At 62.7% G+C, this 14669-nt stretch carries 17 protein-coding genes; 3 read left to right on the top strand and 14 right to left on the bottom strand.

Going from position 1 to position 14669, the window contains the following annotated elements:
• Positions 1 to 188: 188 nt before the first annotated feature.
• The 13 genes from pufX to EP376_RS11295 form a co-directional block, all read right to left on the bottom strand.
• On the bottom strand, positions 189 to 431 hold the full coding sequence (gene pufX / locus EP376_RS11350; RefSeq protein WP_127655637.1) for an RC-LH1 core complex protein PufX: 243 nt from the start codon (positions 429 to 431) through the stop codon (positions 189 to 191).
• Between the two features lie 14 nt (positions 432 to 445).
• Positions 446 to 1372, bottom strand: coding sequence for a photosynthetic reaction center subunit M (pufM, locus tag EP376_RS11345; RefSeq protein WP_127655636.1), 927 nt, complete (start codon positions 1370 to 1372; stop codon positions 446 to 448).
• Between the two features lie 14 nt (positions 1373 to 1386).
• Entirely contained in the window at positions 1387 to 2217 is an 831-nt protein-coding gene (gene pufL / locus EP376_RS11340) for a photosynthetic reaction center subunit L (RefSeq protein WP_127655635.1), read from the bottom strand.
• A 127-nt stretch (positions 2218 to 2344) separates the two neighbouring features.
• Positions 2345 to 2503 (bottom strand): light-harvesting antenna LH1, alpha subunit, encoded by a 159-nt coding sequence (pufA, locus tag EP376_RS11335; protein ID WP_127655634.1) that lies wholly within the window; start codon positions 2501 to 2503, stop codon positions 2345 to 2347.
• A gap of 15 nt (positions 2504 to 2518) precedes the next feature.
• Positions 2519 to 2674, bottom strand: a complete 156-nt coding sequence (pufB, locus tag EP376_RS11330; protein WP_127655633.1) for a light-harvesting antenna LH1, beta subunit — start codon at positions 2672 to 2674, stop codon at positions 2519 to 2521.
• A 142-nt stretch (positions 2675 to 2816) separates the two neighbouring features.
• Positions 2817 to 3041, bottom strand: a complete 225-nt coding sequence (gene pufQ, locus EP376_RS11325; RefSeq protein ID WP_127655632.1) for a cytochrome PufQ — start codon at positions 3039 to 3041, stop codon at positions 2817 to 2819.
• Positions 3038 to 4504: a chlorophyllide a reductase subunit Z gene (bchZ, locus tag EP376_RS11320; protein ID WP_127655631.1), complete on the bottom strand. Its 1467-nt coding sequence runs from the start codon at positions 4502 to 4504 to the stop codon at positions 3038 to 3040. Before bchZ ends, pufQ begins: the two co-directional genes overlap by 4 nt.
• Positions 4505 to 4577: 73 nt before the next feature.
• The gene (gene bchY / locus EP376_RS11315; RefSeq protein WP_127655630.1) at positions 4578 to 6146 is read right to left on the bottom strand and encodes a chlorophyllide a reductase subunit Y; all 1569 of its coding nucleotides are present in this window, start codon (positions 6144 to 6146) and stop codon (positions 4578 to 4580) included.
• Entirely contained in the window at positions 6143 to 6283 is a 141-nt protein-coding gene (locus tag EP376_RS22995) for a hypothetical protein (protein ID WP_164744915.1), read from the bottom strand. The genes bchY and EP376_RS22995 overlap by 4 nt, the downstream gene beginning before the upstream one ends.
• Positions 6270 to 7271, bottom strand: a complete 1002-nt coding sequence (locus tag EP376_RS11310) for a chlorophyllide a reductase iron protein subunit X (protein WP_127655629.1) — start codon at positions 7269 to 7271, stop codon at positions 6270 to 6272. Before EP376_RS11310 ends, EP376_RS22995 begins: the two co-directional genes overlap by 14 nt.
• Positions 7268 to 8209 (bottom strand): chlorophyll synthesis pathway protein BchC, encoded by a 942-nt coding sequence (gene bchC / locus EP376_RS11305; protein ID WP_127655628.1) that lies wholly within the window; start codon positions 8207 to 8209, stop codon positions 7268 to 7270. Before bchC ends, EP376_RS11310 begins: the two co-directional genes overlap by 4 nt.
• Positions 8210 to 8321: 112 nt before the next feature.
• Positions 8322 to 9461, bottom strand: a complete 1140-nt coding sequence (locus EP376_RS11300; protein ID WP_127655627.1) for a methyltransferase — start codon at positions 9459 to 9461, stop codon at positions 8322 to 8324.
• Entirely contained in the window at positions 9458 to 10339 is an 882-nt protein-coding gene (locus EP376_RS11295) for a polyprenyl synthetase family protein (RefSeq protein ID WP_127655626.1), read from the bottom strand. Before EP376_RS11295 ends, EP376_RS11300 begins: the two co-directional genes overlap by 4 nt.
• Before the next feature lie 81 nt (positions 10340 to 10420).
• Here EP376_RS11295 and crtD point away from each other — a divergent pair, with 81 nt between their 5' ends.
• From crtD to EP376_RS11280, 3 genes are all read left to right on the top strand, one after another.
• Positions 10421 to 12022, top strand: coding sequence for a 1-hydroxycarotenoid 3,4-desaturase CrtD (gene crtD / locus EP376_RS11290; protein WP_127655625.1), 1602 nt, complete (start codon positions 10421 to 10423; stop codon positions 12020 to 12022).
• On the top strand, positions 11986 to 12870 hold the full coding sequence (gene crtC / locus EP376_RS11285) for a carotenoid 1,2-hydratase (protein ID WP_127655948.1): 885 nt from the start codon (positions 11986 to 11988) through the stop codon (positions 12868 to 12870). Before crtD ends, crtC begins: the two co-directional genes overlap by 37 nt.
• 69 nt (positions 12871 to 12939) lie before the next feature.
• Complete coding sequence (locus tag EP376_RS11280; RefSeq protein WP_127655624.1) at positions 12940 to 13998, top strand: dipeptidase; 1059 nt, start codon at positions 12940 to 12942, stop codon at positions 13996 to 13998.
• Positions 13999 to 14033: 35 nt separating this feature from the next.
• On the opposite strand, the gene EP376_RS11275 is transcribed toward EP376_RS11280, so the two are convergent.
• Positions 14034 to 14579: a transferrin-binding protein-like solute binding protein gene (locus tag EP376_RS11275; RefSeq protein ID WP_127655623.1), complete on the bottom strand. Its 546-nt coding sequence runs from the start codon at positions 14577 to 14579 to the stop codon at positions 14034 to 14036.
• Positions 14580 to 14669 lie beyond the last annotated feature (90 nt).

The following is a 14669-nucleotide window of genomic DNA, read 5'->3' as shown; positions in this document are numbered from 1 at the left end:
CCTTGGAAGCCTGGACGAAAAAGGCGTCACGAAAGGTTTTGCCCCTCGTGACGCCAGTCTCCTGTAGCCAACAGGAAGGGAACTGGGATCTTCGCGTTCGACGTCGACCCCAAGTATCGGACCAAAACCGGGAGGGAGTGGCCCGATCCGAGAGGCGGGGCGAACGGCTGGTCCGCCCCGGCCTTTTCTCAGGTGAGCTGGCTCACCGAAGGTTCGTAGGGCAGCACGATCTCGGACCTGTTGATCGGGTCCGGGGTTTCGCGGCTCCTGTCGGGGAGTGCGTCGCCCACTGCCGCGATGACGGCGATTGCCAGCCAGATCACGAAGACGAAGAGTGCTGCGTAGCCTGCGCCCTTGAGCATCAGGAAGGTGACATCCGCTACCAGTCGTCCGCGGCGCGTCATTTCGAGATATTGATGGTCGTCGCTCATGACTATCACTCCTTTCAGTTCATCGGCGCGTAGCCATGCTGCTGCGCCCAGACGTACCAGTTATCGACAACGGTTCCCGACAGCAGGATACCGATCCCGCCAGTCAGCGTCGTGAGAACTGCGAACCACCAGGCCCAGCGGTGAATGCCCTCCATCGTGGCGTTGAAGCCCATGGTCCAGCGCCAGAAGAGCGCCGCCCGTTCGGAGGCCGTTCCGCGATCGACGATCTGTTCGATCTCGCGCTCACCGCCAAAGCGGCTGACGGCGAGGATCGTCGCCCCGTGCATGGCGAACAGCAGGGCCGAGCCATAAAGGAACACGATCGAAAGCGCGTGGAACGGATTGTAGAACAGGTTCCCGTGGATGATGGAGAACAGGTTGGTCCAGTCGAGGTGCGGGAAGATGCCGTAAGGCACCGCCTCGGACCAGCTGCCCATGAGGACAGGCCGGATGAGGCCCAGGACGAGGAACAGCCAGATCGCGGAGGCGAATGCCCATGCGACATGCTTGCCCATGCCCAGTTCTTCGGCCCGCAGGTAGGTGCGGATCCACCAGCTGATCACGCTGATCAGCAGGAAGAAGCTGGCGATAAGCCACCAACCGCCCTCGTCAAGCGGGGCAAAGCCCAGCCCGTATTCCGGACCCGGGGGTTCCAGCGCAAGCCAGAACAGATCCCGAAGGAACACGGCGGGCGAATAATCGACCTGCGCCCAGAAGGACATGCCGACAATGAAGAACCACAGGAAGCCGGTAGCCAGGCTCACCACCCCGAACGGGCCGAGGTAGATGGGGCCAAGCTGGGCGTTGCCGAAGGCACCGAACAGCGAGGAGAACCCTGGCTTGCCGAAACGTCCTTCGGCAAGGTTGTTCTCGTTGTCCATACCCATCTCTGGCGGGCCCTGAACCTGCACCTGGGTGAAGATGTTCTGATATTCAGCCATTGGTCATCTCCTCCTTAAAGGTCCACCCACCAGGGCAGCTCATAATACCAATCCCACCAGACGATCCATTCGTCGAACCAGATCGTGCCGGAAATGACGATGCAGATCGCGCTCCACAGGCCGGCATTCAGCGCCAGGAACAGGCCCAGACGGTGGATACCAAGCGGCCCGATGGAATAGCCGATGAGATCACGGAAATAAGTGTCTTCATGATCCGGTGTCTTGACCTCGGTGCCTTTGGAAGGGTTCACCGCGGACAGAACCAGAGAGCCGTGCAGGGCGAGCGCAAGCGCGTTCGTGAAGAAGAACGTGATCGCGATCATATGCGCCGGATTGTAGTGAAAGTTCCCGTAGGCATAGCCCACGTTGTTCACCCAATCGAGGTGGCTCCAGATGCCATAGGGAAACGCGTGCCCCCAGGCGCCCAGCAGAACCGGCCGGATCACGACAAGCGTGACATAGGCAAGGATCGCCACACCGAATGCGAAGGGAACGTGATATCCGATCCCCAGTTTTCGGCAAATCTCCACCTCGCGCATCATCCACGAGGTGAAAGCCCCGATCGCGCAAATGGTGATGATCTGCCAGAGGCCGCCCTCCAGGAGCGGCGCGGCACCAAGCCCGACTTCAAGCGCCGGAGGGTCAATGGAGATCAGCCAGGGGTTCCAGACTCCTTCCATCGCCGTTCCGTAGAAAATCAGGATCGTGCCGAGGGCAGCGAAGAAGAATGTCGTGACTCCGAAGAAGCCCACATAGAAAGGCCCCACCCAGAAGTCGAACAGATCTCCGCCAACCAGCGTACCGCCTCGTATGCGGTACTTTCTTTCGAAGCTGAGCTGAGCCATCTTCCGTCTCCGTTACTGGATGACAAGGGCTGGCCGCCGGGGTCAGTTGTCATCGTCTCATTAGGTTGGTCTGCTGCGGGCGAAGAGGCCCCGCCCGCAGCGGTATCTTGGACTCTGGCAGGTCCGGTTACATGTCGCCTGCAAAGGCGAGCTGGAACCAGTTTGTCTCCGGATTGCTGAGCAGGACGAGGTGAATCATCGCCGCCAGCAGGAAGAGAAATACGCCCTGCGCCACGAACACGCGGCGGGGGTCGAAGATGAGCCAGATCTTGTAGAACTGTGCCATTGTGCCTCTTCCTCCTTACCAGCTGAACCAGGGCAGTTTGATGTACGTCAGGATATGAGCGACGACGGCCACGATCGTGAAGATCCACAGCCCGCTCATATACACCGAGTGCAGTTCCTGCGCCTGTTCGTCGGTCAGACCCGTGAAGGACAGGTCGGAATTGTCAGCCATGTTTTCCCTTTCGAAAAATGTACTGACGCCGCACACCCCGCGGCTGGGGCCGACGGAGGCTAGTCCTCCGTCCTCTTTTCCGCCACACCTCCATGAGGAGGCCTTGGCGAATTCGTGTCCCGGTTTCCCGGGCGCTGTTCCGTTACGCCGAGAAGATGTGCGGCGTGATGATCCTTGCCTGCGTCCAGGCGCGGGAGACGGGGCCCTTTTCGGGCAGCTCCATCCGGCGCGCGGCGCCAAGCGCCCATGTCAGCAGGGCGAGCGGCAATGCCGCGAGGAAGATGATCGCGAAATACGCGTAGAATTCCCGCCGGGGCGGCGCATGGCGCTCGCGTACGATCGGGGCGTCCGTTGTAAAGTCGGTCATGTCCGGCCTCCTCCTGAGGGTGACTTTTCGAGGCTCTCGACTGTCTCGAGGACCACTCGTTCGGCGCCGGCATCGAGCGCGGCGCGTTCCGCCGCATCCCGAAGGGATTTCGCGGCGGAAATGCGTGTCAGAATGGGATGCGTGGCCACGATCTCGTCGAGGCGGGCCTGCGCATCGGCATCCCATGGGAAATCTCGGCGCAGAGGTGTAAGCGTGGCATCGCCCGCGTCCATCTCGGTGCCCAGAGGCAGGATGTGGAACAGCGCATCGAAAAGCCCGTTGCACACTTCCTGCAGAATGTAGGTCGCCCCGGCATAGCCCATGAAGGGCGTGCCGGTGGCGCGGCGGATCGCAGCGCCGGGGAACGAGGCGGGAATGAACGCGGGGCTTGGCCCGTGTCCGCCCTTCAGCTCGGCGAGATACATCTTTTCGTTGATGGACCCCATCACGATAAGCGGCCGCTTCTCGGCCATCATCGCGCGAACTTCTTCGTTGTTGGTCTTCTTGCCCCGGACGCGTGCCACGGCAAAGGCGCAGGGGAAGCCCAGATCACCCTCGAGGTAGTGGCGCACACCGCGAGCATAGGTCTCGTTCGCGACAATGGCGAATTCGGCGGTCGCGTAGAAATCCTGCGTGACAGAGCGCCACAGATCCCAGACCGGTTTGATCGTCGAATGCTTTTCCCGCTCGATGAACGGTTCGGGATCAAGGCCCAGCAATTCGCCGAGCTTGCGCAGGAACCGTGTCGTGCTGTCGATCCCGAAGGGCGCCTGCAGATACGGCTTGCCAAGCACTTCGCACAGCCCGCGGCCGAATTCGCGATACATGCAGATGTTCACATCCGCATTCACGAGGTTGCGCATCTCGGCCAGGTGGCTGCCCAGCGGCATGACCATGTTGACCTCGGCGCCGATCCCTTCGACCAGGCGGCGTATCTCGGCCAGATCGGAGGGCATGTTGAACACGCCATACATCGGCCCGAGGATGTTCACGCGGGGGGCGTCGCCCTCTTCGCGTTTCTTCTCGGGAGGCATCCGACCCTTGGTCATGCCAAATTCGGTGAACAGCCAGGTCATAGCGCGATCCGCGCTTTCCCACTGATCTTCGTCGATGGTGCGCGGAAGGAACCGCTGAATGTTGGTGCCTTGCGGCGTCACGCCGCCGCCGATCATCTCGGCGATCGATCCGGTCACGACAACGGCGGGAAGCGCGGGATCAAGCGTATCCCAGGCGCGTTTCATCGCCTCTTCGGTGCCGGCACCCATCTCGGTTTCGCCAAGGCCGGTGACGACGATCGGCAATTCGTGGGGCGGCAATCCGTCCGTGTAATGCAGAACACTGGTGACGGGCAGGTTTTCGCAGCCGACGGGGCCGTCGATCACGACCTGAAGGCCCTTCACCGCGGTGAACGCGTAGACCGATCCCCAATAGCCGCCTGCGCGGTCATGATCCGTGACTAGCATGCCGGGCCCCCCTTTGTCCGAGGGGCAGGATGTGCCGCTTCCCGACGGGCTGTGATATGATGGATCGTGGCCATCAGATCATCTCCTGCGCTTTGGCGGCACGGGCCAGCTTGTCGAGTTTCTTCTGGTGCTGCGCACGGAAGTCGGGGCGCAGGTTCGGGCTGCCTTCCCAGACGCCCGCCGTATCGCCATGACCGACCCCTTCGAAGAAGTCGCGCATCCGGTCCATCCGCTCTTTCCCGGCGATCGCGGCATTCACGACCTGTCCGAGGCTTCCCGCACCTGCCGGGCCCATAAGGGGGCGGGCCGAGATAAGGTTCGTGAAATAGAGCGCGGGCACACCCATTTCCTTGGCCTTCTGGACAACCGGTGTCGTGCCGATGGCAAGGTCGGGGCGGATCGCCTCCATCGCGGCGAGATCATCTTCGAGAGAGGCGCGATACTTGATCTTCACGCCCTTCGCCTCGAGCCATTCGGCATCGGGGCGGGACCATTCGGTGCGCGGGCAGGCGGTGCCCACGTAGGGAACCTTGGCGCCGCTTTCGATCAGAAGGCGCGCGACCAGAAGCTCTGACCCTTCATAGCCCGACAGCGTGATCGTGCCGTCGATGGGCGCGCTGGCAAGCGCTCCCTTGATCGCGGGAAGGAAAGCGTTTTGTGCAGCGGCGACCTGGTCTGCCGGCAAGCCGAAGGCGTCGCCGATGGCAGAAAGCCAGGCGGCGGTACCATCGTGGCCGACAGGGGCAGATCCGACAACCGGACGACCGGCATTGGTAAATTCGCGGATCGAGGCGGTATAGAACGGGTGGATCGCTGCAACCGCGCCGCAATCAAGCGCGGCATAAAGCTCGCGCCATTCGCGCGCGGGGACAACCGGTCCCGCCGCAAGGCCAAGCGGTGCAAGCATCGCGCCGATCATCACCGGGTCGGCCGGGAACATCTCGCCAAGAAGCGTGACCGTCGGCCGGTCCGACTTGCCCGATGCAGGGGCCTGGACCGGACCGGCCTTGGCCTCCTTGCGGGCATAAGAGAGCATCGCACCCGCAAGGACGTCTTTTGCTTCAGCATGGGTCGGGACACCGAATCCGGGCACGTCGATGCCTACGATCCGGACACCATTGATCTCTTCGGGCAGGAGCCTCAGCGGCACACCGGATGCGGTCGGCACGCAAAGGTTCGTCACGACGATGGCGTCATAAAGATCTGGATCGGCAAGGTCGTGAACGCTTTCGCGGATGTCCTCGAACAGCTTGCCGGTGACCAGCGTCTCGGAATTGAACGGAACATAACCGACCGAGCGGCGCGCACCGTAGAAATGCGACACGAACGTCAGGCCGTAGACGCAGCAGGCGGAACCCGACAGGACGGTTGCAACCCGCTTCATCCGAAGGCCGACGCGCAGCGATCCGAATGCCGGACACATGCTTTGCGGCTGATCGTGGGGGCCCTGCGGATAGTCTTTCGCGAATTGGTCAAGCAGTTCGGACTGGCCGGCCATGCGGGCGGCGTCCTTCATCTCGGATCCGGAATGGCAGCCCAGGCCCGGCGGCGTGCCTTCAGGCAGGACCTCGACGGCCTCCCTCGGCGTTCCCGTCAGGACAGGAGCCTCGGCGGCGTCGTCATATTTGACTTCGTCACTCATGCCCGCCCCATCGGCTCCCGGTCGTACCATGGTTTGACCTTGCGGATATCCTCCAGCAGCCGAAGCAGCTGTTCGCGGCTTGCCTGTTGAAGAAGGTCGTTCGGGTCGGTTTGCGTTTTCGGATCAGGCGTCGTCATAGATCACCTCGAGGCTTTCCATGGGCTTGGCGTTCTTGCCGCGCATGTCGGCATCGGTCGCAGGCTCAAGCACGACGTCGCCGCCGGTATCCTTGCTGTCGAACAGGCCAAGCAGGCCGTCCTGATCCAGAGGCGCGGGCCGGATCGGCGGCGCCTCTGCCACGTTCATTCCCAGCTCGGCAAAGAGGGGGCCCCAGGGGCTCTCCATCGTGCCGACGATCTGGTAATTGGCGGATTTCTTGCGCAGGTCATCGTCCTGCGGGATCGCGGCCAAAACCGGGATGTTGACCGCCTTGGCAAAGGCCTGCGCCTCGCCGGAATGGTCATCCTTGTTGATCACGAGGCCCGCGACGCCGACATTGCCGCCCAACTTGCGGAAATATTCCACCGCCGAGCACACGTTGTTGGCGACGTACAGCGACTGCAGGTCATTCGAGGCGACGAGGATCACTTTCTGCGCCATGTCCCGCGCGATCGGAAGGCCGAACCCGCCGCAGACCACGTCACCGAGGAAATCCAGAAGGACATAGTCGAAGTCCCAGTCATGGAAGCCCAGCTTCTCGAGAAGTTCGAAACCGTGGATGATGCCGCGCCCACCGCAACCGCGGCCAACCTCCGGTCCGCCCAGTTCCATCGCGAAGACACCGCCCCGCTTGAAGCAGACATCCCCGATCTTGACCTCTTCGCCGGCGATCTTTTTCTGCGACGAGGTGTCGATGATGGTCGGGCACGCCTTGCCGCCGAACAGCAGCGACGTCGTGTCGGATTTCGGATCGCAACCGATCAGAAGAACGCGTTTGCCCTGCTCGGCCATCATGTGGCTGAGGTTGGCCAGCGTGAAGCTTTTGCCAATGCCACCCTTACCATAGATCGCGATGATCTGCGTCTTGGATGTGGGCTCGCCCTGCGGGACCTCAAGCGATGGTTCCGCCGCTTCATCACGAAGATTGGCGTCGTAGTCCTTAAGATTCGGAACGTCGTCCTTCATGAGGCACCTTTCCAGTCGAGGATCATCTTGAGGCAGGCCGGATCGCCAAAGGCCGTCCGGTAAGCTTCGGACGCATCCGAGGCTGCCATCGTGTGGGTGATCAGGTCGTCGAGCCGCAGGGTCCCGCTTTCGACAAGCGACCGCGTTGCGATCATGTCGTCGGGCGCCCATTCGGCGGCGATCCGGAACCGGGCTTCTTTCATGAAGGCCGGCGGAAATGCGAAACTGAGCGGCTGGGTATAGAAGCCCGCCAGAACAACCTCGCCACCGCGGGTCAGGCGGCCAACAAAATCATTCAGGAGCGCGCCCTGGCCCGATGCATCGTAGATTGCGCGATAGTCGCGGCGTGTATCGGCATCCGGCGTCGTGACCTCATATCCGCTCGCACCGCTCATCCGTTCGGGATCGATCTCCCAGACTGTCGGAGCGGGGCAACCGGCTGCAATCGTCAGCCGCGCCAGAAGCCGACCGAGAACACCGTGGCCCACGATCAGGTCGGGCGCGGTCTTGTCCGGGCCGGCCATCGCGTGGCGCGCCGTCGCCGCAAGCGCCAGAAGCGCACCAGAGGCACCGAGGCCCGAATCGATCCGGGTGACGCGACTCGCGGCGGTGACGATTCGGCGGGCAGAACCTCCGAAAAGACCGTGTGCGCCCTCATAGCATGATGCGCCCGGCACGAAGACCCGCGCGCCGACCGGAATGTTGGCATCCGGACCGGCTTCGACGACTTCGCCCGTGGCCTCATAGCCTGGGACAAGCGGATACCCCATGCCGGGAAATGGCGGCATCTCACCGGACCAGAACAGCTTTTCCGTGCCGGTCGAGATTCCGGAATGCGAGATTTCGACGACGATATCGGCAGCCGTCGGCTCGATCAGGGTCACGCGATCAAGCGCGATCTGCCCCGGAGCTTTCAGGATTACGGCTGCTGTGTCCACGTCGTCCCCTATCGGTTTGCGCTTGGGTCGTTGGTTCCGAACCAGGCATTTGCGTTACGTGTCAGTTTAAGCTGACATCTCAAAGTGTCAACTGGTTTAGACAATCGAAGTGTCAGGTTTGTCTGACAGCTTCGACGACACTGGTTATGAAAGGCCGCCTCGATGCAGGGATCCGGACGTTGCCGAATCCCGCTTTCGTGACGAGTTCCGCGATCTCGCTCGCAGAGCGGGCCCGACCTGTCTGCATCGCCAGGCAATACAGAGCGAAATAGGCGTCTCCGGCGCGTTCGGGGTGGCGGGATCCTGTCATCGGTTCCGACACGATCAGCCGGCCACCGACGGGCAGCGCGTCATGGACCGATCTCAACAGTTGCAGGACAGTGTCGTCCTGATGATCGTAAAGAACCCGAACAAGGCTGATCGCATCAGCACCATCCGGCAACGGATCGTCACGAAACGAGCCCGGAACGATTCGCGCCGTAACGCCGAGGTCTTCGAATCTTTGATGAGCGGCGCCGACGACGGCAGGAAGATCGAAAAGGGTCAGATCGAGGCGCGGTTCCTGCTTTGCAACGGCGGCAAGAAACGCGCCGGTCCCACCACCGACATCCATCAGGTGGCGCACCGATGACAGATCGACGGAAGCCAGAGTGTCTTCAGCAACCAGCGCCTGCGAATCGGCCATCAGCTCGGAATATCTTTGTGCCGTGCCCGGGTCCTCGGCGGCACCAGCGCCAAAGACATAGGGCCAGAAACGCGCCAGCTCCGTCTCGGTGGTGCCGCGGAAAAATCCGACCGGGTCGGCCAGATCACGATACAGCACTTCGTGATGGCGGATCATCTCGGGCAGTCCGGGAACACCGGACAATGCCGCCGCGCGCCGCGTCAGCCGGACTTTGCCGCGCTGCGACTTCAGAAGGCCAAGCGACTCACCGGCCCTGAGAAGGATATCGAGCCGGTCCTTCGGCACGGAGCAGACATGGCCGATCTGGCCAGCCTCCCTGGGGCCGTCGGACAAAAGATCGAGAATGCCCAGACCGACAAGCGCCGACAGGATCTGGCTGTGGCAGAACCCCGCGACCAGATCGAACATCTCTTCTCCCTCACGGCGCACGATGCGGCGCGTCAGGGGAAAGCGGGCCGCCCAGCTTTGAAACGATCGGGACGCGACAAGCCTGTTGATCAGCCCGGGGCCCTGTGTTGCGGGGGCGGGCCTTTTGCCATCGGGCGGGTTGCCGGTCAGTTCGGTCATTCGCCCGGAACGCTTGTCCGTTGCCTCGCGGCACTTGGAACGATCTTGTCGGCATAGGCGCGCACCATCTTGGCAAGAGCGGCCTCGCCGGGGCAGGCCGGGATCGACGAGATCGCACCGGCAAGGATATCGTCCAGCCTGCTGACCGCGCCGCGCACACCAAGAACGCTCACGGCGTTCGGGCGGCCGTGCAGATCGTCCTGCCCGACTGGCTTGCCAAGCTCATCTTCACCGCAGAGCGCGTCGCGCAGGTCATCGGCGACCTGAAACGCTTCGCCGATCCGTGCGCCAAGCTCTTCCCACGGCTCGGGGTCCTGCCCCGCAGCCACAGCGCCCATTTGGGTCGCCGCCACGAACAGCGCACCTGTCTTCGACCGGTGATAGGCCGAAAGGTCGATGTCTGCCTCGCTCTCCCAACCCTGACCGGCGCAGATGCCGTCGGGCATCCCAGACCGGCGCGAAAGAATATCGACAAGGGCCATGGCCCTTTCAGGGGCATCGGGGGCTGCGCGGGCCAGCAGGCCGAACGCGAGAATGATCAGGCTGTCGCCCGTCAGCAGGGACAGCGGTTCGCTATAGGCCCGATGGACCGAAGGCTTGCCCCGGCGCATGGCGGCATCGTCGAACATCGGCAGATCGTCGTGCACAAGGCTTGCGCAATGCAGAACCTCGAGCGCGGCGGCTGCCGCATCGGAAAGCGCGGGCCTGTCGTCGCCGCAGGCACAGGCGACCGAAAGAAGGATCGTTGGTCGGATCCGCGCACCGCCCGGCGTTACGGCATATTCCAGCGCCGAGGCAAGCCTGGGCGGGGTCACTCCCGTCCGCGCGGATCTGACCGCTTTGCGCACCGCCTCATCGATCCGTTCGGCAAGTAGCATGCTTCGCTCTCCTCAGGCGTGGTTCATATGTCATCTTAGCTAGACATAGCATATGTCAATTAGACTGGACACTTTAGGGGAATGAGTCAACAATCCTCTGAGGAGGTCGACATCATCGATCAGCGATCGGAACAGTTTCACGTGGCCATCATCGGCGCGGGCATCGGCGGACTGGCGACAGCGCTCCGGCTTGCGGCGGCGGGATATGCCGTGACCGTGGTCGAGTCCGCCGATCATCCCGGCGGCAAGATCCGGACCTTGCCAAGCGCGGCAGGCCCCGTTGATACCGGCCCGACTGTCCTAACGATGAAGCCGGTCTTCGAGGCGCTGTTCGCGGATGCAGGCGAACGGCTGGATGATCATCTGACCTTGCACGAATTGTCCGTCATCGCCCGCCACTATTGGGAAGACGGGACGCAGTTCGACCTGACCTCTGACCGTGCAGAGACCGTGTCGAACGTCCGCGCGGCCTTTGGCTCCAACGCGGTTGCGGAATTCGAACAGGTCACGAGCCGCGCGGCCCGCCTGTTCGAAGCCTTCGACGCGCCGATGATGAAAGCGGCCGATCCGTCGTCCCTGTCGATGGCGGCCGTCGTGGCAAAGTCACCCCGACTGATCCTGGATATGGCACCGCTGGCGTCGCTGGCGCGGATGCTGGACGGGGCCTTTACCGACCGGCGGCTCGCACAATTGTTCGGGCGCTATGCCACCTATGTCGGTGGATCGCCGCAAGGTTCCCCTGCGCTTCTGGCGCTGATCTCCGAAGCCGAGGCGCGGGGCGTTTGGTCGGTCGAGGGCGGCATGGGGGAACTGGCACGTACAATCGCCGAACTGGCCCGCGCCAAGGGAGCCAGATTCCTGTTCGGAACAGAGGTCCAGTCGATCGAAATACGTGACGGTCGGGCAACGGGGATCGTAACAGGCACAGGCCGGATCAGCGCGGATGCGGTCGTGTTCAACGGTGACCCGCGTGCAATCCATGGCGGCCTTATGGGTGACGACGCCAGGAATGCCGTGCCTGCGGCTGCGGTGGAACCGCGAAGCCTGTCGGCCTGGGTGCATGCCTTCGCGGCACGACCGACGGGCCCCGATCTGGCCTATCATACCGTGTTCTTCGGATCGGAACCCAACGCGGAATTCGTCCGGCTTGACCGGGGCCAGCATCCGTCTGACGCAACCCTTTATGTCTGTGCGCAGGATCGGGCCACCGCGGCGCGGCCGGACGGGCCGGAGCGGTTTGAAATCATATTGAACGGCGTTCCCAGCAACGCCATCGCCGAAACCGAGGAAGAGGTGCGCGCATGTCAGAAACAGGTCTTCGACAGGCTGGCGGCATTTGGCCTGACCTTCGATCCGGTTCCGGGGCCGCAGACGCTGAGCAGCCCGACGGAGTTCGCCCGGCTCTTTCCGGCCAGCAAGGGATCTCTCTACGGCAGAAGTCCGCACGGTTTGACAGCGGGGCTGAAGCGGCCCCGCGCGCGGACGACGATACAGGGGCTGTATCTGTGCGGGGGCGGGGCCCATCCGGGGGCGGGCGTCCCGATGGCGACACTCTCCGGACGGCACGCGGCCGAGGCGATCGGGGCGGACCTTGCTTCTCTGTCGAAGTCGCGCCCAACGGCTATGCCTGGTGGTATGTCGACGGGATCTCGGATGACGGCCAGCGCGCAGTCTCGGTCATAGGGTTCATCGGGTCGGTCTTTTCCCCATGGTATGCGTGGTCGGGCCGCAAGGATCCCGAGAATCATGTCTGCATCAATGTCGCGACCTATGGTCCGGGCGGGCGGTTCACCATGACCGATCGGGGCCGTGCCGCACTTCGGCGCAGTGACACCGAATTCGAGGTAGGCCCGAGCCGGATGCGCTGGTCGGATGGCAAGCTCATCATCGATATCGACGAGATTTCCAGCCCGCCCCTTGTCAGCCGGGTGCGTGGTCGGATCACTGTCATGCCCCGAGCGATCTCCGATGTAGAACTGGTCCTCGACAGCGATGGTGGCCATATCTGGAGGCCGTTTGCGCCCATCTCGGACATCCGCGTCGAACTGGACGCCCCGGGCTGGAAATGGGACGGGCACGGCTATTTCGACTCGAATTTCGGGGATCGCGCGCTTGAGCAGGATTTTCGGTTCTGGACATGGGGCCGGTTTCCGACCGGGACAGGCGCCACCTGTTTCTATGATGCGGAACGGCGGGACGGGACGCATCTGGAAACGGCGATCGCCTTTGACATAGATGGTCAGGCCCGGCTGACGCAGGCCCCGCCGCGCACCCGGTTCCGGCGCACCAACTGGCTTGTCCGCCGCGAGACGCGCGCCGATCCCGGTGTCGTGCCGCGTCAGGTTCTGCCGATGCTTGATGCCCCTTTCTATTCTAGGTCGGTCGTCCGAACGCAGATCAACGGAGAAGAGGTGACCGGAGTTCACGAGGCGCTGGATCTGGATCGGTTCGCCTCGCCGCTTCTCAAGCCGATGCTCGCCGTGAGGGTGCCGCGCCGGCCGGGTTGGGACTTCGACACCCCCGCGACCTGACATCATCGGAAACGGTTCTTGCGCGGGGCATGCGCCCACCTCATCATCGGGCTTTCGAAAGGACCTCTGATGATTCCTGTCTTCGACGGCCACAATGATTTTCTGCTCCGCGTCTGGATGCACGGCGCCTCGCGGTCCGAGCTTGTCGAGGGAACGGCCGGGGGCGGCCATATGGATATCGGGCGCATGCGGGACGGTGGATTTGCCGGTGGCCTGTTTGCGATCTTCGTTCCGTCGCCGATGGAGATCCCCTTTGCCGAGGTGCAGGAGATCATGACGGCCCCGCCCTACGATATCCCGCTGCCGCAAGAGATCGACCACATTGCCGCGCTTCCCGCCGCGATGTCGATGGCCGGGCACCTTGTTGCGATGTGCCGGGAATGGCCGGATGAGTTTGCGCTTTGCCTGTCCGTCCACGACATTGAGGCGGCGATGGCCTCGGGACGCATCGCCTGCGTGATGCACATGGAAGGCGTCGAGGCGATCGATCCCGATCTCGACGCGCTCTACCTGTTTCATTCGATGGGGCTTCGGTCACTCGGGCCGGTCTGGTCGCGCACGAACGTGTTCGGCCACGGTGTTCCGTTCCGGTTTCCCGGTTCCCCCGATACCGGCCCGGGCCTGACAGAGTCGGGCAAGAGGCTCGTCCGCGCCTGCAATGACCTGAAAATCGCGATCGATCTGTCGCATATCACCGAGCAGGGCATGGATGACGTTGCGGCCACAAGCAACGCGCCCCTGATCGCGAGCCATTCGAACGCCCATGCCATCTGCCAATCACCTCGCAACCTGACGGACCGGCAACTCGACATGATCCGCGACAGCGGCGGTATCGTCGGCCTGAATTACGCGACCATGTTCCTGCGCGAAGACGGGAGCCTGAACCCCGACACCGGTTGGGATATCATGCTGCGCCACCTCGATCACCTGATCGAGAAGCTGGGCGAAGATCATGTGGGCCTTGGATCGGATTTCGACGGCGCGAACATCCCCGAATGCCTCGGCGACGTGTCGGGCCTTCCCGACTTGCTCGAGGCAATGGCCTCGCATGGTTACGACGCGCCGCTGATCGAAAAGCTGGCGCATCGCAACTGGTTGTCCGTCCTTCGCAAGACCTGGGGAGAATAACCCGCCCGCGCCCGCCGGGGCCGTGCAGACTTTGTCTAATCCTGCCCGACCGCGAATTCACCGAAGACATCTGTCACTTCCGAACCGCCGTTGTCAGCGGTTCCGTTTGCCAGGCCATAAATGTATTCGCCCTCATCGCCATAGAACTCGCCAACGATATCAAGGTTCCAGATCACCGCGTCGTCTCCGTCGACGAAATCACCGATGGCATTGCCAGTCACGACCTGATCGCTGATTTCGCCTTCGGTGACCGTCAGACTACCATCCAGCTGGACGTCATCCACCGTGTTGAAATTGTCGAAGGTTCCGATGACATCGCCATCATCGAAATCCGCCTCTAGGGAAACGTCGGCCATGATCTCGTAATTGGCGGCGTTGCCACCGGGCGCCTCATCATAGGCGAAACCGGCAACACCTTCGTAGGCGACCGAACCCGAGCCGGGGATGTCATCCACCTCGGTGGGATCGAGATCGTCGGCCAACCTGATGTAATCCAGACCCTCGACGATCTGCCCATCGAAACTCGAGAACGTCTCGACCGGTTCGTTCGTGGTCTCGGTCTCGTTATCGCTGGTGAACAAGTCTTCGATGCTGCTGCATCCAGCCACAGCCGACACAGCACACAAAAGGGCTACACGCCCGACATGGGAAATCTTCATCTGCTCGCCTCT

Origin of the sequence: Alexandriicola marinus (assembly GCF_004000435.1) — a bacterium.
GTDB lineage: Bacteria > Pseudomonadota > Alphaproteobacteria > Rhodobacterales > Rhodobacteraceae > Alexandriicola > Alexandriicola marinus.
The sequence above is the reverse complement of the archived record's forward strand: the minus strand, read 5'-3'. Positions and strand labels throughout refer to the sequence as shown.